Source organism: Neisseria subflava, from assembly GCF_024205745.1.
Classification (GTDB): Bacteria; Pseudomonadota; Gammaproteobacteria; order Burkholderiales; family Neisseriaceae; genus Neisseria; species Neisseria flavescens_B.
In genome coordinates, this window is record NZ_CP073117.1 from 1258457 (window position 1) to 1282750 (window position 24294).

Consider the following 24294-nt stretch of genomic DNA (forward strand, 5'->3'; position numbering starts at 1 on the left):
AAACAGGGTGTAAATCAACACAATAGCCCTGATAATAACGTCAATCTCAAACACAACCTCATTCATTCCGAATGAAAACCTGATTTTCAGATCGGAAAAAAAGACTCAAAGTCCTTTATCCCCAAAACTGTTTAAACCAGCAGGCGGTCGCGGCAGGCCGGATGTGCCGGCATTCTGCAAACTTTAAAAAAACAGACCGCCCCATTAAGGATAACGCGTGATTAAAAACAAATATTCCACTCGATTCAAAGCAACCCTCTTAGCGTTTCTGCTGCCGGCTTCAGGCATCATGACTGCATACGCCATTACCGACCCTCAACCAGCACAGACCGATTTCAAAGTCGAGCGTATTTCCGAAGAGCTGCCTGCCGTTTATGTGGAAACCAATACCTATCAATCCAGCTATTGGGTGCAAGAAGTTGTCCAAGCCGGTGACTCTTTGGCAGACGTTTTGACGCGCATGGGTGTCAACCAAGAAGACATCAAGCAAATCATGGCGAAAAACAATGCCAACCTCGACATGAAAAACCTGCGGACCAACCAATCCGTCAACATCCGCATCGATTCTTCAGGCCAAGTGACCGACGTTCAATTCTTTACCGATGAAGAATTGGAACGCAACTTGGTCGCTTTGGAAAAAGTCAAAGGCAAATGGCGCATCTCCAATGCCGAAATCGACATGAAAACCATGCCGACCCTGCGCTCCGTGCAAATCCGTACTTCCGCCATCGGCGATATGCTCCGTGCCGAAATTCCTTCCGAAGTGTATATCCAGCTCAAAGAAATCTTTGCCGATTCGTTCAATATGAGTGACTTGGGCGAAGGCGATACCGTGCGTCTTTTGTACAACAGCATGTATTTCCGTGGCCAACAAATGGCGGTCGGCGATATTTTGGCGGCTGAAGTGGTTAAAGACGGCAAAACCTACCAAGCCTATTATTACAGCCAAGGCAAAGGCGACGAAGAAAGCGGTAGCTACTACGACCAAAACGGTAAGTCCCTGCAACAAAAAGAAGGCTTTAATACCGAGCCTGTTGCATACACGCGCATTTCTTCCCCGTTCGGCTACCGTGTCCACCCGGTCCTGCATACCGTCCGTATGCACACCGGTATCGACTATGCCGCGCCGACCGGTACGCCGATTAAGGCCGCTGCCGACGGCGAAGTGATTTTCAAAGGTTGGAAAGGCGGCTACGGTAATACCGTGATGATTCGACATGCCAACGGTGTGGAAACCCTGTACGGCCACATGAGCGCGTTCAGCCCTGCCGACGGCAGAGTCCGTGCCGGTGAAGTGATTGGTTTTGTCGGCACAACCGGCCGTTCGACCGGTCCGCACCTGCACTACGAAGCACGCGTCAACGGCCAGCCGGTCAACCCGACTACCGTCGCTCTGCCGACGCCGAAATTGACCCCGACCAATATGGCCGCGTTCCGCAAACAGCAAAAAGATGCCAGCACGATGTTGTCTGCCATCCGTTCTTTGCCGGTTTCCGTAGCGCAGTTGGATTAAATAAGATAAAGGCCGTCTGAATAAGGTTTCTTTCAGACGGCCTTTCCTATTAAAATCGATATCCTCATCAAGCCCACGTTTACTCAGAGAAAACTTATGCCTGCTTATCAGCCCATTATCCAATCCCTGCTTGATACCGACCTGTACAAATTCACCATGCTGCAAGTCGTGTTGCATCAATTCCCGCAAACCCACAGCCTCTACGAATTCCGTTGCCGCAACAAAGAGATGGTGTATCCTCTGGCCGATATTCAAGAAGACTTGGAACGCGAACTCGACGCCCTGTGCCAGCTGCGCTTCACTCATGACGAACTCGACTATCTGCGCAGTCTGCGCTTTATCAAAAGCGACTTTGTCGATTATCTCGAACTTTTCCAGCTCCAACGCCGCTTCGTCCAAGTCAACCCCGACGATCAAGGCCGTCTGAATATCCGCATCGAAGGCCCAATGATACAGGCGATGTTCTTCGAGATTTTCATTCTTGCCATCGTCAACGAACTCTATTTCCGCCGCTTGGAAACGCCTGCCGTCATTGAAGAAGGCGAGCGCCGTTTGCAGGCCAAAGCACAACAGCTGAAAGAAATTGCAGCTACACAAAATCCGAATGATCCGCCGTTCCTTATTTCTGATTTCGGTACGCGCCGCCGCTACACCCTTGCATGGCAGGAACACGTTATCCGCACCTTATTAGAAGCCGCTCCCGACATTGTGCGCGGTACCAGCAATGTTTATCTGGCCAAAAAAATCGGCATTACACCAATCGGCACCATGGCGCACGAGTTCCTCCAAGCCTTCCAAGCCTTGGACGTACGTTTGCGCAATTTCCAAAAAGCCGCGCTGGAAAGCTGGGTACACGAATATCGCGGCGACCTCGGTATCGCACTGACCGACGTGGTCGGCATGGATGCCTTCTTGCGCGACTTCGATCTGTACTTCGCCAAACTCTTTGACGGCCTGCGCCACGACAGCGGCGATCCTTATGTTTGGGGCGACAAAGCCTACGAGCATTACAAAAAACTCAAAATCGACAGCCGCACCAAAATGCTGACCTTTTCAGACGGCCTCGATATTGAGCGTTCATGGGCGTTGCACCAATACTTCAAAGACCGTTTCAAAACCAGTTTCGGTATCGGTACCAACCTGACCAATGATTTGGGACATACGCCTTTGAATATTGTCTTGAAGCTTGTCGAGTGTAACGGCCAATCCGTTGCCAAGCTCTCTGACTCCCCGGGCAAAACCATGACTACCAACAACACCTTCCTCGCTTACCTGCGCCAAGTGTTTGACGTACCGGAGCCGGAAGAGAAAGCTTAAAAACAAAGGCCGTCTGAAATATTCAGACGGCCTTTTTAATTAATCCATATCGCTTTCAGGTAATTCTGCCGAACCCATGCGGCGCAGGATGATATTGGTTTTGTTGTGCATCCGTTTGCTCTTAGGGTGGTCTGCGTAAAACAGCGGAGCCGGAACGCGCGCCGTGAGCTTGGCGGCTTGTTGGCGGGTGAGGGCGGAGGCAGGTTTTTTGTAGAAATACTGGGATGCCGCTTCCGCGCCGAATACGCCGTAGTGCCATTCGATTGAGTTCAGATACAGCTCAAAAATGCGGTCTTTGTCGGTAACGGCTTCCATCATCGCCGTAATCGCCGCTTCTTCGCCTTTGCGGATGTAGCTTCGGCTTTCGTTGAGAAACAGGTTTTTTGCCAGTTGCTGGCTGATGGTCGAACCGCCGGCTTTGACTTCGCCGCTTTGTTTATTGCGTTTCATGGCGTATTTGATGCCGTTCCAGTCAAAGCCGCTGTGTTCGGCAAAGTTGGCGTCTTCGGAAGCAATCAGGGCTTTTTTGAGGTTGACGGAAATTTGGTCGTAAGGCACCCAGCGGTAATCCAGCTCGACATCGCGGCCTTCTTTTGCAAATTGGCTCATGCGCATGGACATGAAGGCAGTTTTGCTGGGCGCGACGGCGCGGTAGGTAATGATGTTGCCGTACACATAAGCGTTGAAGAAAATGAAGATGCCGATGGGGAGGGCAATAAGCCATTTGATGATGCGGAACATGGTTACAGGGCTTTCATGTATTCGATAACAGGGCGGATATCGGGCGTAAATCCGCGCCAAATATGGTAAGAAGCGGCAGCCTGACCGACCAGCATGCCCAGGCCGTCTGAAACTTCGGCCGCACCGTTGCTTTGGGCAAAGTTCAAAAACGCCTGCGCCGCTTCGCCGTAAACCATATCGTAGGCAAGGCGGCAGTCGCGGAAAATTTCAGGGCTGACGGCAGGAAGCTGACCGCTCAAGCCGCCGGACGTACCGTTGATGATGATATCGAAACCGCCGTTCAAATCCGCCATCGGGACGGCTTCAATGCCGAAAAGCTGCGCCAATTCATCGGCTTTGGCGTGGGTACGGTTGGCAATGACGATACGGGCAGGGCGGTGTTCTTTCAAAACCGGAATCACGCCGCGCACCGCGCCGCCTGCGCCCAAAAGCAAAATGGTTTTGTCCTCGATGGCAATGTTTTTAACCTGCGTGATGTCGTTGGCCAAACCGATACCGTCAGTGTTGTCGCCGCGTATTCTGCCGTCTTCCAACCACACCAGCGTATTGACCGCGCCGGCAGCCAAAGCGCGTTCGGAATGTTCGTCCGCCAGTGCAAAAGCTTCCTGCTTGAATGGAACGGTTACATTCGCACCTTGCCCGCCCTCGGCGCGAAACGCTGCAACAGCCTCGGCAAAACCGCCGATTTCGGCACAAATGCGTCCATATTCGATGGCCGCACCTTCCTGCAGCGCAAATTGCTGATGGATTTGCGGCGATTTACTGTGTGCAACGGGATTGCCGAAAACGGCGTAACGCGGGGTGTTGTTCATAAAACGGGTCTGAAAAAACAAAAGAAAAGAGTGCTTATTATAGCGGTCTTTATGTTAAGAAAGCGTAATGTAAAATTGTTGACAATTAAACAGTCTGAAACTATATTTCATTGCGTAAAAACGGGTGCCCTGATGTATTTCAGACGGCCTTACCGTGGTAGAATAACAACTTAAACCCATTCCCTCAGGAGCTGAAGATGTCCATCAAAGACGCTGTAAAACTGATTGAAGAAAGCAAAGCCCGCTTCGTAGATTTGCGCTTTACCGATACCAAAGGCAAGCAGCACCACTTTACCATCCCCGCACGTATCGTCCTCGACGATCCCGAAGAATGGTTCGAAAACGGTCAAGCGTTTGACGGTTCGTCCATCGGCGGTTGGAAAGGTATTCAGGCTTCCGATATGCAGTTGCGTCCCGATGCGTCTACAGCCTTCGTCGATCCTTTCTATGACGATACCACCGTTGTCTTTACTTGCGACGTTATCGATCCGGCCGACGGCCAAGGCTATGACCGCGACCCTCGTTCTATCGCACGCCGCGCCGAAGCCTATTTGAAATCTTCCGGTATCGGCGACACCGCCTATTTCGGCCCCGAGCCTGAATTCTTCGTTTTTGACGGCGTAGAATTTGAAACCGATATGCACAAAACCCGTTACGAAATCACTTCCGAAAGCGGCGCATGGTCAAGCGGCCTGCATTTGGACGGTCAAAACACCGGCCACCGCCCTACCGTCAAAGGCGGTTACGCACCTGTTGCGCCGATTGACTGCGGCCAAGACCTGCGTTCTGCCATGGTCAATGTTTTGGAAGAGCTCGGCATCGAAGTGGAAGTCCATCATTCTGAAGTCGGTACCGGCAGCCAAATGGAAATCGGTACCCGTTTTGCCACTTTGGTTAAACGCGCCGACCAAACCCAAGACATGAAATACGTGATTCAAAACGTTGCCCACAACTTCGGCAAAACCGCCACCTTCATGCCTAAACCCATCATGGGCGACAACGGCAGCGGTATGCACGTTCACCAATCCATTTGGAAAGATGGTCAAAACCTGTTTTCAGGCGACGGCTATGCCGGTTTGTCCGATACCGCCCTTTATTACATCGGCGGCATTATCAAACACGCCAAAGCCCTGAACGCGATTACCAATCCGTCCACCAACTCCTACAAACGTCTCGTGCCGCACTTTGAAGCGCCGACCAAACTGGCATATTCCGCCAAAAACCGTTCCGCTTCCATCCGCATTCCGTCCGTGAACAGCAGCAAAGCACGCCGCATCGAAGCGCGTTTCCCTGATCCGACTGCCAACCCATACTTGGCATTTGCCGCTTTGTTGATGGCCGGTTTGGACGGTATTCAAAACAAAATCCACCCGGGCGATCCTGCAGATAAAAACCTGTACGACCTGCCACCGGAAGAAGACGCACTCGTCCCAACCGTCTGCGCCTCTTTGGAAGAAGCACTGGCCGCCCTCAAAGCTGACCATGAATTCCTCCTGCGCGGCGGCGTGTTCAGCAAAGACTGGATCGACAGCTACATCGCCTTTAAAGAGGAAGATGTCCGCCGCATCCGCATGGCACCGCATCCGCTGGAATTTGAAATGTATTACAGCCTGTAAAACAGCTGAGGCATTTTAAATAGGAAATCAAAGGCCGTCTGAAACTGGATTTGAAGTTTCAGACGGCCTTTAGGCTTGGAATAGATAGGGCGATCGAATTAGGTATGATAGCGAGAAGCAATGAATCATACCGTTTGAAAGCCTTTATGGAATTGGTACTGCGTGTTAAATTTCAGCATGACAGGCCTTTTATTAAAGATATTCGCCATTACTTTATAGTGAACCAGTCTTCAAGCTAAATCCGCAAGGTAAGGGCATTACTTGGGAAGAGCTAGAAGAGTCTTTCGATTCGGATAAGACAGAAGAAGATTAAAGCCTCGGGCCGTCTGAAAGGATATTTTCTGTTTTCAGACGGCATGTTTGATAAGGAAAACCATGTTTGCAAATTTTGATTTAGGCGTATTTCTGCTGGCAGTATTGCCCGTGTTGTTGGCCATTACCGTGCGCGAAGTGGCACGCGGTTATACGGCGCGGTATTGGGGTGACCATACCGGCGAGCAGTTTGGGCGTTTGACCCTCAATCCGCTGCCGCACATCGATCCTGTCGGTACGATTGTCGTGCCGCTGGTGTGTCTGATGATAGGCAGTTTTCTGTTCGGCTGGGCGCGTCCTATGCCCATCGATTCGCGTAATTTCCGTGATCCGCGCCGTGCGTGGCGTTGGGTGTCGATTTCAGGTCCGATTGCCAATCTGATTTTGGCGTTCTTTTGGGGCTTTGTCGTCGTATTGTCCGCGTATGTGCCTGAGTCTTATCAAGCACCGTTGGTGCAGATGGCCGGTTACGGCGTGATGGTGAACTCGATTTGGGTCACGTTCAGCCTGATTCCGATTTTGCCTTGGGACGGCGGTATTTTTATCGATACCTTTCTCAACGCCAAACAGTCCATGCAGTTCCGTAAAATCGAGCCATACGGCACATGGATTATCCTGATCCTGTTGTTTACCGGCCTGCTGGCCAAACTGATTTGGCCGATTATCAACATGATTCAGGACGCAGTGCAGATGGTTGTCATGCTGTTTATTTAAATGTTGTGGCTGAAAAGGCCGTCTGAAACTTAGTTTCAGACGGCCTTTTTCATTGTGCAACATGTAAATACGATTGGAAAAGTTGCTTAAAAATTGTACAATTTCAGCCCTTCCAATTTGGCGCACACATCATGCACATCGGCGGCTATTTCATTGACAACCCTATCGCACTTGCCCCCATGGCAGGCATTACGGACAAACCGTTCCGCCGGATTTGCCGCGAGTTTGGCGCAGGGTGGGCGGTATGCGAAATGCTGACCAGCGATCCAAGCTTACGCCATACCAAAAAAACCTTGCGCCGCAGCGATTTTGAAGGCGAGGGCGGAGTTGTGGCCGTGCAGATTGCCGGCAGCGATCCGCAGCAGATGGCGGAAGCCGCGCGTTACAACGTCGGCTTAGGTGCGCAGGTCATTGATATAAACATGGGCTGCCCGGCCAAAAAAGTCTGCAATGTGCAGGCAGGCAGCGCATTGATGCAAAACGAGCCTTTGGTTGCCGAAATCTTGGAAGCCGTTGTCAACGCGGTGGACGTACCTGTTACCCTCAAAACCCGTCTGGGCTGGCACGACGAACATCAAAATTTGCCGACCATTGCCAAAATCGCCGAAGAATCAGGCATCGCAGCCCTTGCCATCCATGGCCGCACCCGTACGCAGATGTACAAAGGCGAAGCGCGTTACGAACTGATTGCCGAAACCAAAGGCCGTCTGAACATCCCCGTTTGGGTCAACGGCGATATTACTTCGCCGCAAAAAGCAGCCGCCGTCCTCAAACAAACCGCCGCCGACGGCATCATGATAGGGCGCGGCGCACAAGGCAGGCCGTGGCTTTTCCGTGATTTAAAACATTACGCCGAACGCGGCGTTTTGCCGCCGGCCTTGAGCTTGGCAGAATGCAATGCCACCATTTTGAACCACATCCGCGCCATGCACGAATTTTATGGCGAAGTGGCCGGCGTACGCATCGCCCGCAAACACATCGGCTGGTATATCGACGAAATGCCCGACGGCGAACAAACACGCCGAGACATCAACCGCTTGGACAGCGCCGCGGCACAATACGACACCCTTGCCGCCTATCTTGAGACGCTTTCAGAGAAAACCGACCGTTGGGTATGCCATTATCGGGAAGGTTGAAGAGTTTCAGACGGCCTCATCATTTAAAAACAAATCCAAAGAAAGACATCACGATGAATCAAACGACTACTGACATTGCGCAATGTATTGAACAAAACTTACGACAATACTTCAAAGACTTGGATGGTACGGAACCTTGCGGCGTGTACGATATGGTGTTGCACCAAGTCGAAAAGCCGATGCTTGCCTGCGTAATGGAGCAATGCGGCGGCAATCAGTCTAAAGCTGCCGTTATTTTGGGTTTGAACCGCAATACCTTGCGTAAAAAATTACAACAGCACGGTATGCTGTAATACTGCAGGGCAACCCGTTCTGACGGTCGAAGGAGAAATAACAATGCAAAATCCGAATAAATTAAATATCCATTTCATCCTGCACGAGGCATTTGAAGTGCCGGGCGCATATTTGAAATGGGCGCAATGGCGCGGACATAACATCAGTGCAACCAAAGTGTACGAAAGGGAAGCCCTGCCTGACAATGTGGACGATATAGATTTTTTGATTGTGATGGGCGGGCCGCAATCGCCTGATGAAGACAGGCAGGCATTCCCGTATTACGACCCCGAATCCGAGCTGCGCCTGATGCGTCAGGCGATGGCGGCGGATAAATATATTGTCGGCGTGTGTTTGGGTGCGCAGCTTTTATCCGTTGCCTACGGCGCGCGCCACACACGCAGCCCTGAGCGTGAAATCGGCATTTATCCGATTGAGCTGACGGCGGAAGGTTTGGCGGATGACCATGTTTCCCTGTTGGGCAAAACCCTGAATACCGGCCATTGGCACGGCGATATGCCCGGTTTGACGGATGAGGCGGTTGTGTTGGCAACCAGCAAAGGCTGTCCGCGCCAGATTATCCGTTTTGCGCCCAAACATTATGCTTTCCAGGCTCATTTGGAGTTTGACCGCGAAGCCGTCGGGCTGCTGATTGCGGCGGACGGGCGCGAAAATGTAGCCGAACAAAGCCAAGCCCAAACTTATGTCCAGCATCCGGATAAAATCGAAGCGGCGGATTTCAGTGAAATGAATGCCAAACTCTTCGACTTTTTGGATTCGCTGACACAGACAAAATAAAAAAGGCCAACCCTCCAGGCCGTCTGAATAATAAATATAGAGAAGAAACGATTAACCCTTTTTAAAAGGTCGGACCATGTTCTATCAAATACTTGCCCTGCTGATTTGGGGCAGCTCGTTTATCGCTGCCAAGTATTCCTACGAGATGATCGATCCGGCGCTGATGGTCGAGGCGCGGTTGTTGATTGCCGCGTTGATGGTGCTGCCGTCGTGCCGCCGTCATTTGGGTAGGATTCCGCGGAGCGAGTGGAAGCCCTTGTTATGGATTTCCTTTGTCAACTACGTTGTCGTTTTGATGCTCCAGTTTATCGGTTTGAAATACACATCTGCCGCCAGCGCGATTACCATGGTCGGGCTGGAGCCTTTGCTGGTCGTCTTTGTCGGCCATTTCTTCTTCAACGACAAAGCCAAACTGTACCACTGGATTTGCTGCGCGGCGGCGTTTGCCGGCGTGGGCATGATGGTATTGGGCGGCGCGGAAGAGGGCGGTGCGATTGACTGGTTCGGCTGTTTGCTGATTTTGCTCGCGGGGTTCGGTTTCGCCGGCGTGATACGCCCGAGCCAAAAAATGATTGCCCGTATCGGTGCGCCCGCATTTACCGCGGCTTCCATGGCGGCGGCGGCGCTGTTGTGCCTGCCGTTTTCGCTGGTGTTGGCAGACAGCTATCAAATCAACTGGTCGTGGGGCGGTACGCTGTCGGTGTTATATATGGGATTGGCTGCAGCTGGCTCGCCTATCTTTTGTGGAACAAAGGCATGAATAAAGTCCCTGCCAACGTCTCCGGCCTGCTGATTTCGCTTGAGCCCGTCATCGGCGTTATCATGGCGGTGTTGATTTTGGGCGAACATTTAAGCAGCATGGCCGCGCTGGGCATTACCGTCGTCATTTCGTCCACTTTTGTCGCCGGAGTGTTGGCGCGTATCGGCAGCAAACACAAAAAGGCCGTCTGAAAACAGTTTCAGACGGCCTAAAGTAGCCGTACTTTTTCAATAAAACATTTTGGGAAAATTTCTATGAAACGCATCATCTCCCTGCTTTTGCTTGCCTGCCCCGTTTTGGCGTCGGCTGCACCCGATAATGACAAAGCCGCCGTACAGGCCGTCATTGCCAAACATTACAACCGACCGCTTGCCGCGCACAAATGCCAGCTTACCGAGCCGCCGAAAGACAGTGAGACAGCATCTGACAATATTATGTATTGCATGAAACCCGTTGCCGATCATACCGTAACGCGCAACGGCACGCCTACGCGCTATGTGTTGTACACTGGTTTTGCCTATGATATGAAGCTCAAAGTCAAACAGAATGCCCATGCTTCTTCGGGTCTGGCGGAATTGTTTGTTTTGGAGAAAGCAGACGGAAAGTGGGCAATCAAACAACATGGAAGCGATGAAATCGGCGCATGGGGGGATGTGCCGGAGAATAAGGATTGGCGGTTTGTCCAGATGGGTGAGCAAAACTGGGGTTACACTGTCGAATCAGGTTATACAGGTCAGGGTGAAACGACAATCGGAGAAAATTTCCTGTTTACCGATAATAGCAACCGAATCCGCAACAGCGTCATAATCAGCGGTAACGATAACGGCGCATATTACGGCAATTGCGATGAATATAAAGGGCGCGAAAAACGAAACTGCAAAGACAGATATACCAGTCTGGAAGCTAAAATCGCTTTTGACAAAAGCCATCCTGCCGTATCCGGCGTATGGGCGTTGGCTGCAAAACTCAGCGGCGTATCAGGAAAGAAAAATTATAAAAATCAGAAATATATTTTCCTTTATAACGGTAAAACCCATGTCGCCCCCAAAAACTATCCCTTAGGCGGACAATAGTTCCCTTGAAAAACGCTTTTATCAAACCATTACTACCTCAAGTCAAATCTCGTGAAAGAAACGCATAAACTTTGGGCCGCCCTCATCATTACCGGCATTATCGGCGGCATGGTCGGCATTGTATTAACTGAAATCATGCACGCGATTCAACATCTTGCTTATGGTTACGGTTCAGACGGCCTATACGTTTCTTTCAGGGAGGGCGTATCGCAGGCAAGTCCGGAGCGGCGTATCGGCGTGATGACCTTTTGCGGCATGGTGGTCGGCTTGGGGTGGTGGTTGCTCAAACGCTACGGCAGGCTGCAACCGAGCATTAAAGCCGTGGTTAAAAATCCGCTTGCCGGTTTTCCGTTTTTTGAAACCGTCAGCCATGCCCTGTTGCAAATCATTACCGTCGGGCTTGGCTCGCCGCTCGGCCGTGAAGTTGCGCCGCGCGAAATGACCGCCGCTTTCGCTTCAGTCGGCGTCAACCGTTTCGGGTTGAGCGAAGACGACGCAAGGCTGGTCATTGCCTGCGCCTCGGGTGCAGGTTTGGCGGCCGTGTATAACGTGCCGCTCGCCTCCACACTTTTCATCCTTGAAGCCATGCTGGGTTTGTGGACGCAGCAAGCCGTCGCCGCCGCATTGCTGACTTCAGTCATCGCCACCGCTGTCGCGCGCATCGGCTTGGGAGACGTGCAGCAATATCATCCGACCAACCTTTCCATCAACACATCATTACTTTGGTTTTCCGCCATCATCGGCCCAGTACTGGGCGCAACCGCCGTCTTTTTCCAGCGCACCGCCCAAAAGTTCCCCTTCATCAAGCGCGACAACATCAAAATCATTCCCTTGGCCGTCTGTATGTTTGCACTCATTGGCGCGATTTCCGTTTGGTTTCCCGAAATTTTGGGCAACGGCAAAGCAGGCAACCAACTGACCTTTGGCGGATTGACCGACTGGCAACACAGCCTTGAGCTGACCGCCGTCAAATGGCTGGTCGTCTTGATGGCGCTGGCAGCAGGTGCATACGGCGGCCTGATTACCCCGTCCATGATGCTCGGCAGTACCATCGCCTTTGCCGCTGCCGCCGCGTGGAACAGCGTTTTCCCGGAAATGTCGTCTGAAAGCGCGGCCGTTGTCGGCGCCGCCGTTTTCCTCGGCGTTTCCCTCAAAATGCCCCTGACAGCTATAGCCTTTATTTTGGAGCTCACCTACGCCCCCGTTGCCTTACTCATGCCATTATGCACAGGCATGGCAGGCGCAGTATGGGTGGCAAAGAAAATGGGATTTAAATAGGCAAAAGCAAAAGGCCGTCTGAAACCAAGTTTCAGACGGCCTTTTACAATAAAATTGTTAACAATATTTGCAAAAACCTACTGCCAAAAATGCGAAACTGGGGATAATACCGCCCTGAAAATTCATCTCATACTGATTAAACCTTCAACAAAGGAAATCCAAATGTCTTCCATCAAACGCGCCCTGATCAGCCTATCCGACAAGACAGGCGCAGTCGAATTTGCCCAAACCCTGACCAAGCTCGGTGTTGAAATCCTCTCTACCGGCGGTACAGCAAAGCTCTTGGCTGATGCAGGCGTTCCCGTTATCGAAGTTGCCGACTATACCGGCTTCCCCGAAATGCTCGACGGCCGCGTGAAAACCCTGCATCCGAAAATCCACGGCGGCATCCTCGGCCGTCGCGATTTGGACGAACACATCGCCAAAATGGAAGAACACGACATCGGCAATATCGACCTCGTGTGCGTCAACCTCTACCCCTTCGCCGCCACCATCGCCAAACCAAACTGCACACTGGAAGACGCGATTGAAAACATCGACATCGGCGGCCCGACCATGGTGCGCTCTGCCGCGAAAAACTGGAAACACGTCGCCATCGTTACCGACACAGCTGATTTCCCCGCTATCGCCGCCGAACTCGAAGCCAACAACGGCGCATTGAGCGACAAAACCCGTTTCAACCTTTCACGCAAAGCATTCAGCCATACCGCCCAATACGACGGCATGATTTCCAACTACCTGACCTCGCTTTCAGACGACGTCTTGAGCGGCCAGCCCAAAATCGGCGAATTCCCAAGCCAGTTCAACCAAAGCTGGATTAAAGTGCAAGACATGCGCTACGGCGAAAACCCGCACCAACGCGCCGCGTTCTACCGCGATATTTATCCAGCCGCAGGCAGCCTTTCCGCCTACAAACAACTGCAAGGCAAAGAATTGTCGTACAACAACATCGCCGATGCAGATGCCGCATGGGAAGCCGTCAAATCCTTTGACGCGCCGGCCTGCGTGATCGTGAAACACGCCAATCCGTGCGGCGTTGCCGTTGCAGCCGATACCTTGACCGCCTACAAACTCGCCTACGCTACCGATACCACCAGCGCATTCGGCGGCATCATCGCCTTCAACCGCGAAGTGGATGGCGAAACCGTCAAACAAATTACCGACAACCAATTTATGGAAGTCCTCATGGCGCCGAAGTTCACCGCCGAAGCCCTCGAAATCGCCGCCGCTAAGAAAAACGTGCGCGTATTAGAAGTGCCGCTTGAAGCAGGTGCCAACCGCTTTGAACTCAAACGCGTCGGCGGCGGACTGTTGGTACAAACCCCCGACATCCACCGCCTCAGCCGCGCCGATTTGAAAGTTGTCTCCAAACGCCAACCGACCGAGCAAGAATGGAACGACCTGATGTTTGTATGGAATGTCGCAAAATACGTCAAATCCAACGCCATCGTCTTCGGCAAAGGCGGTCAAACTTACGGCATCGGCGCAGGCCAAATGAGCCGCGTGGACAGCACCCGCATCGCCGCCCGCAAAGCGCAAGATGCCAATCTCGACCTCAACGGCGCATGTGCCGCTTCCGATGCCTTCTTCCCATTCCGCGACGGCGTAGATGTCATTGCCGAGCAGGGCATCAAAGCCATCATCCATCCGGCAGGCTCCATGCGCGACCAAGAAGTCTTTGATGCAGCGGACGAACACGGCATCGCCATGGTCGTAACCGGCATCCGTCATTTCCGCCACTAATAAGCTGATATAAAATCAAGGCCGTCTGAAAACAAAGTTTCAATATCATGAAACCTGTTTCAGACGGCCTTCTTCAATCATCAAACAATTTAGCGGACTAACTGCAAATCAGGACAAAGCAACCAAGCCCCAGCCCGTCCGATTCATGCAGCAACAAAACGCCACACAAGCCTAAAACCAACCCACTCAGAGAAAAAACATGAAACACATCCTCCTCATCCTTACCCTCGCCACACTCACCGCCTGCGCTTCCAGTCATACCGGCGGCTACGGCTATGCCGGCAACAACGGCGCCTCCGCAGGCGTAACCCAAACATTCCGTTGGTAAGGCCGTCTGAAAAACAACACGGTTTTCTACGATAGAGAAACAACTAAATCCCAAACGTAAAGGCAAGTTTTACACTTGCCTTTTTAACGCTGTTTATCGGCTTAATAGCGCATAAATTCGTGTCATTTGGTTACTATTTATATGTTAGGAAACGTCAAAGGCCGTCTGAAAACAGGACATACAAACCCATTACACGTTTCAAACCGATCTTCAATACAAATTTCATTAATTCTCTAAATAAAAGCCCGCATTTAAATCTATCACCAAAGAAACTATTCAAATCATATATTATTTATTAATCATTATTGTTTGGGAATAAAAAAGTAAAATCAAATAGCTAGAAAAACCGTTTAAAAAAAGCAACAAGTAAATTTAACGGGCATGACCGTTGAGGCCGAAAAAGTAACACTTTATCGGAAGAGTTGATTTACGAAACCAAACGCATATAAAATTTGGACAAGGATTCCGAATGCATTGATAGAAGCTGACAAAAAGTGACTTGTTAAGAAACAAGCTGACAAAAAACGGCACATCGTTTCCCAAACTTCACAAGCTTCCCAAAATGTATCAGCATAAAACCCCATAAAACAGGCTTTTAGCTGTTATTCGGCCGAGTGGAGACTTTTGGCACGGGAATTGCATACACGAGATTACGGCATGAAACCGCATAAAGGGGAGACTCTGAAATGCGGCAAATGTGTGGACAGGCGGTTTACAGCCGAGCAACACGTCCCAAAAGAAATCAAACCCCTTACAGGAAAATCGATATGAATAAAGTCTTTAAAGTCATTTGGAACCACGCGACCCAGACATGGACCGCGGTTTCCGAAATCAGCCATGCACATGGCAAAAAATCCGCTTCTGACAAGCGTAAAGCTGTAGCTGCTGCAGTTGCGGCGGCAGGTGCTTTGATGGCTTCCGGCACTGCTCAGGCAGATGTGAATTTGCGTAATAGTGCAGTAAACATTGCTCCTGATTATACTACTAACGGTCATAACACCGTTGGGAAAAATTCTGTTGTGGTAGGTTATCAAAATACTACTAATGACAACGAAGGCACTATTGCTTATGGCGCTAAAAACAAAGCAACTGAAAACTCTGCATTGGCTGTAGGTAATAATAATGAAGCAACCGGCGGTGCGTCGACTGCAATAGGTTCGAAATCTTTTGCACATGGTGAAGCGTCTGTTGCAATTGGTAATCTCACTCAAGCTCTTTCAATTCGTTCAACGGCTGTAGGTAATAATGCACATGCAACCGAGGATAGTGCAACCGCATACGGTAACCGTGCCAATGCAACAGCACTTCGATCTACTGCAATCGGTAGTGAGGCAAATGCAGTTGATTATGATGCAACAGCTGTTGGCTCTAAAGCAAAAGCAATGGTAGCGGCATCAGTAGCTGTGGGTAATAACGCCACTGCAACAGAACAATCCGCAATTGCAGTAGGTCAAAATGCCGCAGCGAATGGTCAAAATACCTTTGCAGCTGGTAGAGATAGTAAAGCAAGTCAAGATCATGCGGTAGCTATCTCAACAGAGGCAAACGCATCTGGTGTTCAATCTATTGCTATCGGTTCATTCTCTAACGCTACTGCAGACTCAGTTGTCGCTATCGGTCAAAACTCAAATGCCGGTGGTCCTGCAGCAGCTAATGGTAAAGGTGCAGGCACTGCTGCAGTAGCTGTTGGTTATCTGGCAAATGCTTCGGGAGCTAATACTGTTGCGACAGGTAAGAGCGCTGCTGCAAGTGTTGATAATGCCGTTGCGGTTGGTGTTCAATCTAATGCTTCTGCTCGTGCTGCTTCAGCATTAGGTGGTTATTCTCAAGCTTCAGCTGAACGCGCTACTGCGGTTGGTGCGGCCTCAAAAGCAACTGGTACAGCCTCTTTTGCTGGTGGTACATCAGCTAACGCTGCTGGTGTAAACTCTGTTGCTGTCGGTGGTTCAATGACTGCGGCTGAAGCTGCTCAAGCAGCTGGTGCTAACTCTGTTGCAGTAGGTTCTAAATCAAATGCCCAACAAGCTGCCGACGTTGCAGTGGGCCATGGTGCGACAGCCAATGGTACTTCTACTGGTACTAATGCTGAAGGCACAGTAAACAATGCCGGTTCGGCAATGGCAATCGGTACTAATGCTCAAGCAACCGGTATCGTAGCAACTGCCATCGGTCAACGTTCTCAAGCCCTGGCAAACGGCGCGGTAGCATTGGGTGGCGACGCTCAAGCCAAACAAGGTTCTGACGTAGCAATCGGTCGCGGTTCCGTAGCTAACGGTACTTCCGCTTCTGCATTCGGTCCTGCTGCTCAAGCAACTGCCAAATACGCAGTAGCTTTGGGCGTACAAAGCCAAGCCACTTCAGAACAAGCCATCGCATTGGGTCGCCTCTCTCAAGCTAACGGCAACTTTGCAACTGCTTTGGGTAACAGCGCTCAGGCAACAGCTAAAAACACTCTGGCTTTGGGTACAGAAGCTAAATCTACTATCGAAAACAGCGTAGCCCTGGGTAACGGTTCTACAACCAGCGCATTCGCACCTACTAACAGCGCTACCGTTGGCAAATACACTTACGGTGGTTTCGCAGGCGCAACCAGCGGCTTGGGTAACGGCGCAGTATTGTCTGTAGGCTCTGCAGGTAACGAACGTCAAATCCAAAACGTTGCTGCAGGTCGTATCTCTGCAAATTCTACCGATGCAATCAACGGCTCTCAATTGTATGCTGTTGCAAACCGCATCGAAAATCTGAATCCGTTTGTATTCTCAGGCCACAATGGCAGCGGTAGCTCACCAGCTGAAGGTACATACAAATACGATCCTAAATCAAATGCCAATAACACCCTGAAACTGATCGCCGGTAACGGTTTGACAATGACCTCAAACGGCACTAACGAATATACCCTGAGCGTAATTGGTGGTGGTTCTACTGGTGCTACCGGCGCAACTGGTGCTAAAGGCGATACTGGTGCTACTGGTGCTAAAGGCGATACCGGTCCTGCTGGTCCTAAAGGCGAAAAAGGCGATACCGGTCCTGCTGGTCCTAAAGGCGAAAAAGGCGATACTGGTCCTGCCGGTCCTAAAGGCGACAAAGGTGATACCGGTGAAAAAGGCGGCAGCATCACTGGTGAAGTTGTAGATAATAAAGACGGTACCCATACAATCACTATTACTGATCTTGAGACCGGTACAGTTACTACTACTATCGTAAAAGATGGTAAGAATGGTAAAGACGGCGCTACTGGCGCTAAAGGTGACACTGGTGCTACTGGCGCTAAAGGCGACAAAGGCGATAAAGGTGACACCGGTGCTACTGGCGCTAAAGGTGAAAAAGGTGACACCGGTGCCGCTGGCGCTAAAGGCGACAAAGGCGATAAAGGTGACACTGGTGCAGCTGGCGCTAAAGGCGACAAAGGTGATACTGGTGCAGCCGGCGCTAAAGGCGACAAAGGCGATAAAGGTGACACTGGTGCAGCCGGCGCTAAAGGCGACAAAGGCGATAAAGGTGACACTGGTGCAGCCGGCGCTAAAGGCGACAAAGGCGACAAAGGCGACAAAGGTGATACTGGTGCAGCCGGCGCTAAAGGCGATAAAGGCGACAAAGGTGATACTGGTGCAGCCGGCGCTAAAGGCGACAAAGGTGATACTGGTGCAGCCGGCGCTAAAGGCGACAAAGGCGACAAAGGTGATACTGGTGCAGCCGGCGCTAAAGGCGATAAAGGCGACAAAGGTGATACTGGTGCAGCCGGCGCTAAAGGCGACAAAGGTGATACTGGTGCAGCCGGCGCTAAAGGCGACAAAGGCGATAAAGGTGACACTGGTGCAGCCGGCGCTAAAGGCGACAAAGGCGACAAAGGTGATACTGGTGCAGCCGGCGCTAAAGGCGACAAAGGCGATAAAGGTGACACTGGCGCAGCCGGCGCTAAAGGCGACAAAGGCGATAAAGGTGACACTGGCGCAGCCGGCGCTAAAGGCGACAAAGGCGATAAAGGTGACACTGGCGCAGCCGGCGCTAAAGGCGACAAAGGCGATAAAGGTGACACTGGTGCAGCCGGCGACAAAGGCGACAAAGGTGATACTGGTGCAGCCGGCGCTAAAGGCGATAAAGGCGACAAAGGTGATACTGGTGCAGCCGGCGCTAAAGGCGACAAAGGTGATACTGGTGCAGCCGGCGCTAAAGGCGACAAAGGCGATAAAGGTGACACTGGTGCAGCCGGCGCTAAAGGCGACAAAGGCGATAAAGGTGACACTGGTGCAGCCGGCGCTAAAGGCGACAAAGGCGACAAAGGTGATACTGGTGCAGCCGGCGCTAAAGGCGATAAAGGCGACAAAGGTGATACTGGTGCAGCCGGCGCTAAAGGCGACAAAGGCGATAAAGGTGACACTGGTGAAAAAGGTGGCAGCATCACAGGTGAAGTTGTAGATAATGGTGACGGTACCCATACAATCACTATTACTGATCTTGAGACCGGTTCAGTCACTACTACCATCGTTAAAGACGGTAAAGACGGTGTAGATGGTAAGAATGCTAAAGCCGACGTTAAAGACAACGGCGATGGTACTCACACTGTAACTATCACTGATGGCGAAGGTAATACCACTACTACTATCATTAAAGACGGTAAGAACGCTGAAGCCGAAGTTAAAGACAACGGCAACGGTACTCACACTGTAACCATCAAAGACGGTAACGGTAATACCACTACTACCATCCTTAAAGACGGTGCTACTGGCGCTAAAGGCGAAAAAGGTGACACTGGTGCTACTGGCGCAACTGGCGACAAAGGCGAAAAAGGTGACACTGGTGCAACCGGCGCTAAAGGCGACAAAGGTGACACTGGTGCAGCCGGCGCTAAAGGCGATAAAGGCGATAAAGGTGACACTGGCGCAGCCGGCGCTAAAGGCGACAAAGGCGACAAAGGCGACAAAGGTGACACTGGCGCAGCCGGCGACAAAGGCGATAAAGGTGACACTGGCGCAGCCGGCGCTAAAGGCGACAAAGGCGACAAAGGTGACACTGGCGCAGCCGGCGCTAAAGGCGACAAAGGCGACAAAGGCGACAAAGGCGACAAAGGTGACACTGGCGCAGCCGGCGCTAAAGGCGACAAAGGCGACAAAGGTGACACTGGCGCAGCCGGCGCTAAAGGCGACAAAGGCGACAAAGGTGACACTGGTGCAGCCGGCGCTAAAGGCGACAAAGGCGATAAAGGTGACACTGGTGCAGCCGGCGCTAAAGGCGACAAAGGCGATAAAGGTGACACTGGTGCAGCCGGCGCTAAAGGCGACAAAGGTGACACTGGTGAAAAAGGTGGCAGCATTACAGGTGAAGTTGTAGATAATGGTGACGGTACCCATACAATCACTATTACTGATCTTGAGACCGGTTCAGTCACTACTACCATCGTTAAAGACGGTAAAGACGGTGTAGACGGTAAGAATGCTAAAGCCGAAGTTAAAGACAACGGCGACGGCACTCACACTGTAACCATCACTGATGGCGAAGGTAATACCACTACTACTATCGTTAAAGACGGTAAGAACGCTGAAGCCGACGTTAAAGACAACGGCGACGGTACTCACACTGTAACCATCAAAGACGGTAACGGTAACACTACTACTACCATCGTTAAAGACGGTAAGAACGCTGAAGCTGACGTTAAAGACAACGGCGACGGTACTCACACTGTAACCATCAAAGACGGTAACGGTAACACCACTACTACCATCGTTAAAGACGGTAAGAACGCTGAAGCCGACGTTAAAGACAACGGCGACGGTACTCATACTGTAACCATCAAAGACGGTAACGGTAACACCACTACTACCATCGTTAAAGACGGTGCAACTGGCGCTACCGGTGCAACTGGTGCCAAAGGTGATACCGGTGCAGACGGTAAGAACGCTAAAGCCGACGTTAAAGACAACGGTGACGGTACTCACACAGTAACTGTTGTTGACGGTGACGGTAATACTACTTCTACCATCGTTAAAGACGGTAAGAACGCTGAAGCCGAAGTTAAAGACAACGGCAACGGTACTCATACTGTAACCATCAAAGACGGTAACGGTAATACCACTACTACCATCGTTAAAGACGGTGCAACTGGTGCCAAAGGTGATACCGGTGCAGACGGTAAGAACGCTAAAGCCGAAGTTAAAGACAACGGCAACGGCACTCACACCGTAACCATCACTGACGGTGACGGTAACACTACTACCACTATCGTTAAAGACGGTGCAGACGGTAAGAATGCTAAAGCCGAAGTTAAAGACAACGGCAACGGCACTCACACTGTAACCATTACTGATGGCGAAGGTAATACCACTACTACCATCGTTAAAGACGGTGCAACTGGTGCTAAAGGTGAAACTGGTGCCACTGGTGCAGACGGTAAGAATGCTGAAGCCGAAGTTAAAGACAACGGCAACGGTACTCACACTGTAACTATTAAAGACGGTAACGGTAATACCACTACTACCATCGTTAAAGACGGTGCAACTGGCGCTACCGGTGCAACTGGTGCCGACGGTAAGAATGCTGAAGCTGAAGTTAAAGACAACGGCAACGGCACTCACACTGTAACCATCAAAGACGGTAACGGTAACACTACTACTACCATCGTTAAAGACGGTGCAACTGGTGCCAAAGGTGATACCGGTGCAGACGGTAAGAACGCTAAAGCCGAAGTTAAAGACAACGGCAACGGCACTCACACCGTAACCATCACTGACGGTGACGGTAACACTACTACCACTATCGTTAAAGACGGTGCAGACGGTAAGAATGCTAAAGCCGAAGTTAAAGACAACGGCAACGGCACTCACACTGTAACCATTACTGATGGCGAAGGTAATACCACTACTACCATCGTTAAAGACGGTGCAACTGGTGCTAAAGGTGAAACTGGTGCCACTGGTGCAGACGGTAAGAATGCTGAAGCCGAAGTTAAAGACAACGGCAACGGTACTCACACTGTAACTATTAAAGACGGTAACGGTAATACCACTACTACCATCGTTAAAGACGGTGCAACTGGCGCTACCGGTGCAACTGGTGCCGACGGTAAGAATGCTGAAGCTGAAGTTAAAGACAACGGCAACGGCACTCACACTGTAACCATCAAAGACGGTAACGGTAACACTACTACTACCATCGTTAAAGACGGTGCAACTGGTGCCAAAGGTGATACCGGTGCAGACGGTAAGAACGCTAAAGCCGAAGTTAAAGACAACGGCAACGGCACTCACACCGTAACCATCACTGACGGTGACGGTAACACTACTACCACTATCGTTAAAGACGGTGCAGACGGTAAGAATGCTAAAGCCGAAGTTAAAGACAACGGCAACGGCACTCACACTGTAACCATTACTGATGGCGAAGGTAATACCACTACTACCATCGTTAAAGACGGTGCAACTGGCGCTACTGGTGCAACTGGTGCAGACGGTAAGAATGCTAAAGCCGAAGTTAAAGACAACGGCAACGGCACTCACACTGTAACCATTACTGATGGCGAAGGTAATACCACTACTACTATCGTTAAAGACGGTGCAACTGGCGCTACTGGTGCAACTGGTGCAGACGGTAAAAATGCTGAAGCTGAAGTTAAAGACAACGGTGATGGTACTCATACTGTAACCATCAAAGACGGTAACGGTAACACTACTACTACTGTTGTTAAAGACGGTGCTAAAGGTGATACTGGTGCAACTGGTGCTAAAGGTGATACCGGTGAAAACGGTAAGTCTGCTGAAGGTAAAGTTGAGCGTGATGAAGCTAAAGGTACTTCTACCATCACTATCAACAACTTCGATAAAGACGGTAAAGTCATCTCTACTACTACTGCAACCGTGAAAGACGGTAAAGACGGTAAAGATGCTGATGGCACCTTCGGTCTGGTTGACGAGACTGGTACTACTGATGGCTCTATCTCCAAAAAACTGAATAACACTATTCAGATTAAAGGTGATGCGGGTACTAAAGTTCAAGTATTCGACAAAGCAACCGGTAAGACTTCAGAGAAAGAAGTTCAAAACATCTTCGTTAAGAAAGACGGCGATGCGCTGAAAGTCAGCTTGAACCCTGATCTGACCGTTAACAGTGTTACTACTAACGAACTGAAAGCAGGTCCTGTAACTATCAACCAAGGTGGTATCGATGCCGGCAACACTACTATTAAAAATGTTGCTCCAGGTAAGAACGGTACTGATGCGGTTAACGTTGACCAGCTGAACCAAAAATTCGGCGATGTGAACAGCAATGTGAACAAGGTTGACAACAACGCCCGCGCAGGTGTGGCTCAAGCTCTGGCTACTGCAGGTCTGCCACAAGCTTACTTGCCAGGTAAGAGCATGCTGGCTATCGGTGGCGGTCACTACCGCGGTGAAACCGGTTACGCTGTCGGCTTCTCTAGCATCTCCGATGGTGGTAACTGGATCATCAAAGGTACTGCTTCCGGCAACTCACGTGGTCACTTCGGTGCTACCGCAGCAGTTGGTTACCAATGGTAATCTGACTTTCAGACGGCCTGAAAAGGCCGTCTGAAAAGACGAAGCAAAGTAAATGCGGCCTAATTTAGGCCGCATTTTTTATGCTTAGATTATGTTTTGGGTTTATTCGATGAATTAATCGTCATAGTAGCTAAAGAGAAATGAATATACCTTTAGCAGTCTGTTGCAATTTAAAAGGCCGTCTGAAACATCATTTGATATTTCAGACGGCCTTTTATTTATTCGCACGATATGACATTAATCCCAAATATTTGCGCGTTCGACTTCTTTCCATGCGTCTAGAATCAGGCTGCCGTCGTTGTCTTTTAGCAAGGCGGCATCTGATAGCATACGGCGCCAAGTGCGGGCATTTTTTAGGCCGTGCATCAAGCCTAGTGCATGGCGGACGATGTGGCGCAGAATGGTACCGCGCCCTGAGGCGATTTGTTCGCGGCTGTATGCGTATAGCCAAGCTGCTAAATCTGCATATTGGATGGGTGCGTGTGCGTCGTTGTAAAACAGTGCATCCCAATCGCGCATCAGCATTGGGTTGTGATAAGCCTCGCGCCCGATCATGACGCCATCGACAAATTTCAGATGTTCGGCGATTTCTTCGTTGGTGGTGATGCCGCCGTTAATCAAAATTTCCAAGTCGGAGAACTCTTGTTTTAAGCGGTACACGTATTCATATTTGAGTGGCGGAACTTCGCGGTTTTCTTTCGGGGATAAACCGTCCAGCCAAGCATTACGTGCATGGACGATAAATGTGCGGCAGGCTGTTTTTTCGCGAAGCGTTCCTACAAAATCTGCCACGACTTGATATTCTGTTTGTCTGTCTACGCCGATGCGGTGTTTGACCGTTACCGGAATTTCAACTGCATCCTGCATCGCGTTCAAACAATCTGCCACCAAATCTACATCGTTCATCAGGCAAGCGCCGAAAGCGCCTTTTTGAACGCGCGGGCTGGGGCAGCCGCAATTTAGGTTGATTTCATTATAGCCATACGCCTCAGCCGCTTTGGCAGCGATTGCCAAGTCATGCGGATCTGAGCCGCCAAGCTGTAAAGCTACCGGTTGCTCGCCTTCGTTGAAACTCAAAAAGCGGTCTTTATCTCCGTAAACTACTGCGCCTGAATTGACCATTTCGCTATAAAGCCAAGCATTGCGTGTAATTTGTCGCGCCATAAAACGATAGTGTCTGTCTGTCCAATCGAGCATAGGTGCGACAGACAAGCGGCGGGCGGGGAGGGAAGAAGCAGACATTGAGATGACTTTCAAACAAAATAACGCATTATATAGTGTATTAAATTGACTTTCGATATCGGCCGGTAAATCAAAGTAATACATAAGGTATCACTGGGTGCAGCCGTGTTGTAGCTGAGGCTAAATCCATT

The 24294-nt window shown here is 50.7% G+C and carries 15 protein-coding genes and 1 pseudogene; 13 read left to right on the forward strand and 3 right to left on the reverse strand.

Translation table 11 applies throughout. The features are described from left to right. The first annotated feature begins 217 nt into the window (after positions 1-217). Together KCG55_RS06155 and pncB are read left to right on the forward strand one after the other, a co-directional pair. On the forward strand, positions 218-1513 hold the full coding sequence (locus tag KCG55_RS06155) for a M23 family metallopeptidase (RefSeq protein ID WP_254322379.1): 1296 nt from the start codon (positions 218-220) through the stop codon (positions 1511-1513). Positions 1514-1609: 96 nt separating this feature from the next. Next, positions 1610-2830: a nicotinate phosphoribosyltransferase gene (gene pncB, locus KCG55_RS06160; protein WP_254322381.1), complete on the forward strand. Its 1221-nt coding sequence runs from the start codon at positions 1610-1612 to the stop codon at positions 2828-2830. A gap of 39 nt (positions 2831-2869) precedes the next feature. Here the strand turns inward: pncB and mtgA are convergent, their stop codons facing one another. Next, the gene (mtgA, locus tag KCG55_RS06165; RefSeq protein WP_003684244.1) at positions 2870-3571 is read right to left on the reverse strand and encodes a monofunctional biosynthetic peptidoglycan transglycosylase; all 702 of its coding nucleotides are present in this window, start codon (positions 3569-3571) and stop codon (positions 2870-2872) included. A 2-nt stretch (positions 3572-3573) separates the two neighbouring features. Then, positions 3574-4383, reverse strand: a complete 810-nt coding sequence (gene aroE / locus KCG55_RS06170; protein WP_254322382.1) for a shikimate dehydrogenase — start codon at positions 4381-4383, stop codon at positions 3574-3576. Positions 4384-4580: 197 nt separating this feature from the next. Between aroE and glnA the strand changes: the two genes are divergently transcribed. The 11 genes and pseudogenes from glnA (at position 4581) to KCG55_RS06220 (ending at position 22921) form a co-directional block, all read left to right on the forward strand. Beyond that, the gene (glnA, locus tag KCG55_RS06175; RefSeq protein ID WP_254322383.1) at positions 4581-5999 is read left to right on the forward strand and encodes a type I glutamate--ammonia ligase; all 1419 of its coding nucleotides are present in this window, start codon (positions 4581-4583) and stop codon (positions 5997-5999) included. Positions 6000-6374: 375 nt separating this feature from the next. Continuing rightward, complete coding sequence (locus KCG55_RS06180) at positions 6375-7025, forward strand: site-2 protease family protein (protein WP_254322384.1); 651 nt, start codon at positions 6375-6377, stop codon at positions 7023-7025. 131 nt (positions 7026-7156) lie between these two features. Beyond that, a complete protein-coding gene (dusB, locus tag KCG55_RS06185) occupies positions 7157-8161 on the forward strand; it encodes a tRNA dihydrouridine synthase DusB (RefSeq protein ID WP_254322386.1) in 1005 nt (334 codons plus the stop codon). A gap of 53 nt (positions 8162-8214) precedes the next feature. Beyond that, positions 8215-8454, forward strand: coding sequence for a Fis family transcriptional regulator (locus tag KCG55_RS06190; protein ID WP_003684241.1), 240 nt, complete (start codon positions 8215-8217; stop codon positions 8452-8454). A 43-nt stretch (positions 8455-8497) separates the two neighbouring features. Further along, positions 8498-9232: a glutamine amidotransferase-related protein gene (locus KCG55_RS06195; protein ID WP_254322388.1), complete on the forward strand. Its 735-nt coding sequence runs from the start codon at positions 8498-8500 to the stop codon at positions 9230-9232. A gap of 76 nt (positions 9233-9308) precedes the next feature. Continuing rightward, a pseudogene (locus KCG55_RS06200) lies at positions 9309-10183 on the forward strand (DMT family transporter). A 63-nt stretch (positions 10184-10246) separates the two neighbouring features. Beyond that, complete coding sequence (locus KCG55_RS06205) at positions 10247-11065, forward strand: hypothetical protein (protein WP_254322390.1); 819 nt, start codon at positions 10247-10249, stop codon at positions 11063-11065. Positions 11066-11173: 108 nt separating this feature from the next. Then, the gene (locus KCG55_RS06210; RefSeq protein ID WP_254323643.1) at positions 11174-12343 is read left to right on the forward strand and encodes a chloride channel protein; all 1170 of its coding nucleotides are present in this window, start codon (positions 11174-11176) and stop codon (positions 12341-12343) included. Positions 12344-12505: 162 nt separating this feature from the next. Further along, entirely contained in the window at positions 12506-14086 is a 1581-nt protein-coding gene (gene purH, locus KCG55_RS06215; RefSeq protein WP_254322391.1) for a bifunctional phosphoribosylaminoimidazolecarboxamide formyltransferase/IMP cyclohydrolase, read from the forward strand. 199 nt (positions 14087-14285) lie between these two features. Then, entirely contained in the window at positions 14286-14414 is a 129-nt protein-coding gene (locus KCG55_RS10580) for a hypothetical protein (protein ID WP_256388401.1), read from the forward strand. Positions 14415-15181: 767 nt separating this feature from the next. After that, positions 15182-22921: a collagen-flanked surface repeat-containing protein gene (locus KCG55_RS06220; RefSeq protein WP_283255518.1), complete on the forward strand. Its 7740-nt coding sequence runs from the start codon at positions 15182-15184 to the stop codon at positions 22919-22921. Between the two features lie 237 nt (positions 22922-23158). On the opposite strand, the gene dusA is transcribed toward KCG55_RS06220, so the two are convergent. After that, a complete protein-coding gene (dusA, locus tag KCG55_RS06230; protein WP_432761057.1) occupies positions 23159-24163 on the reverse strand; it encodes a tRNA dihydrouridine(20/20a) synthase DusA in 1005 nt (334 codons plus the stop codon). Between the last annotated feature and the right edge of the window lie 131 nt (positions 24164-24294).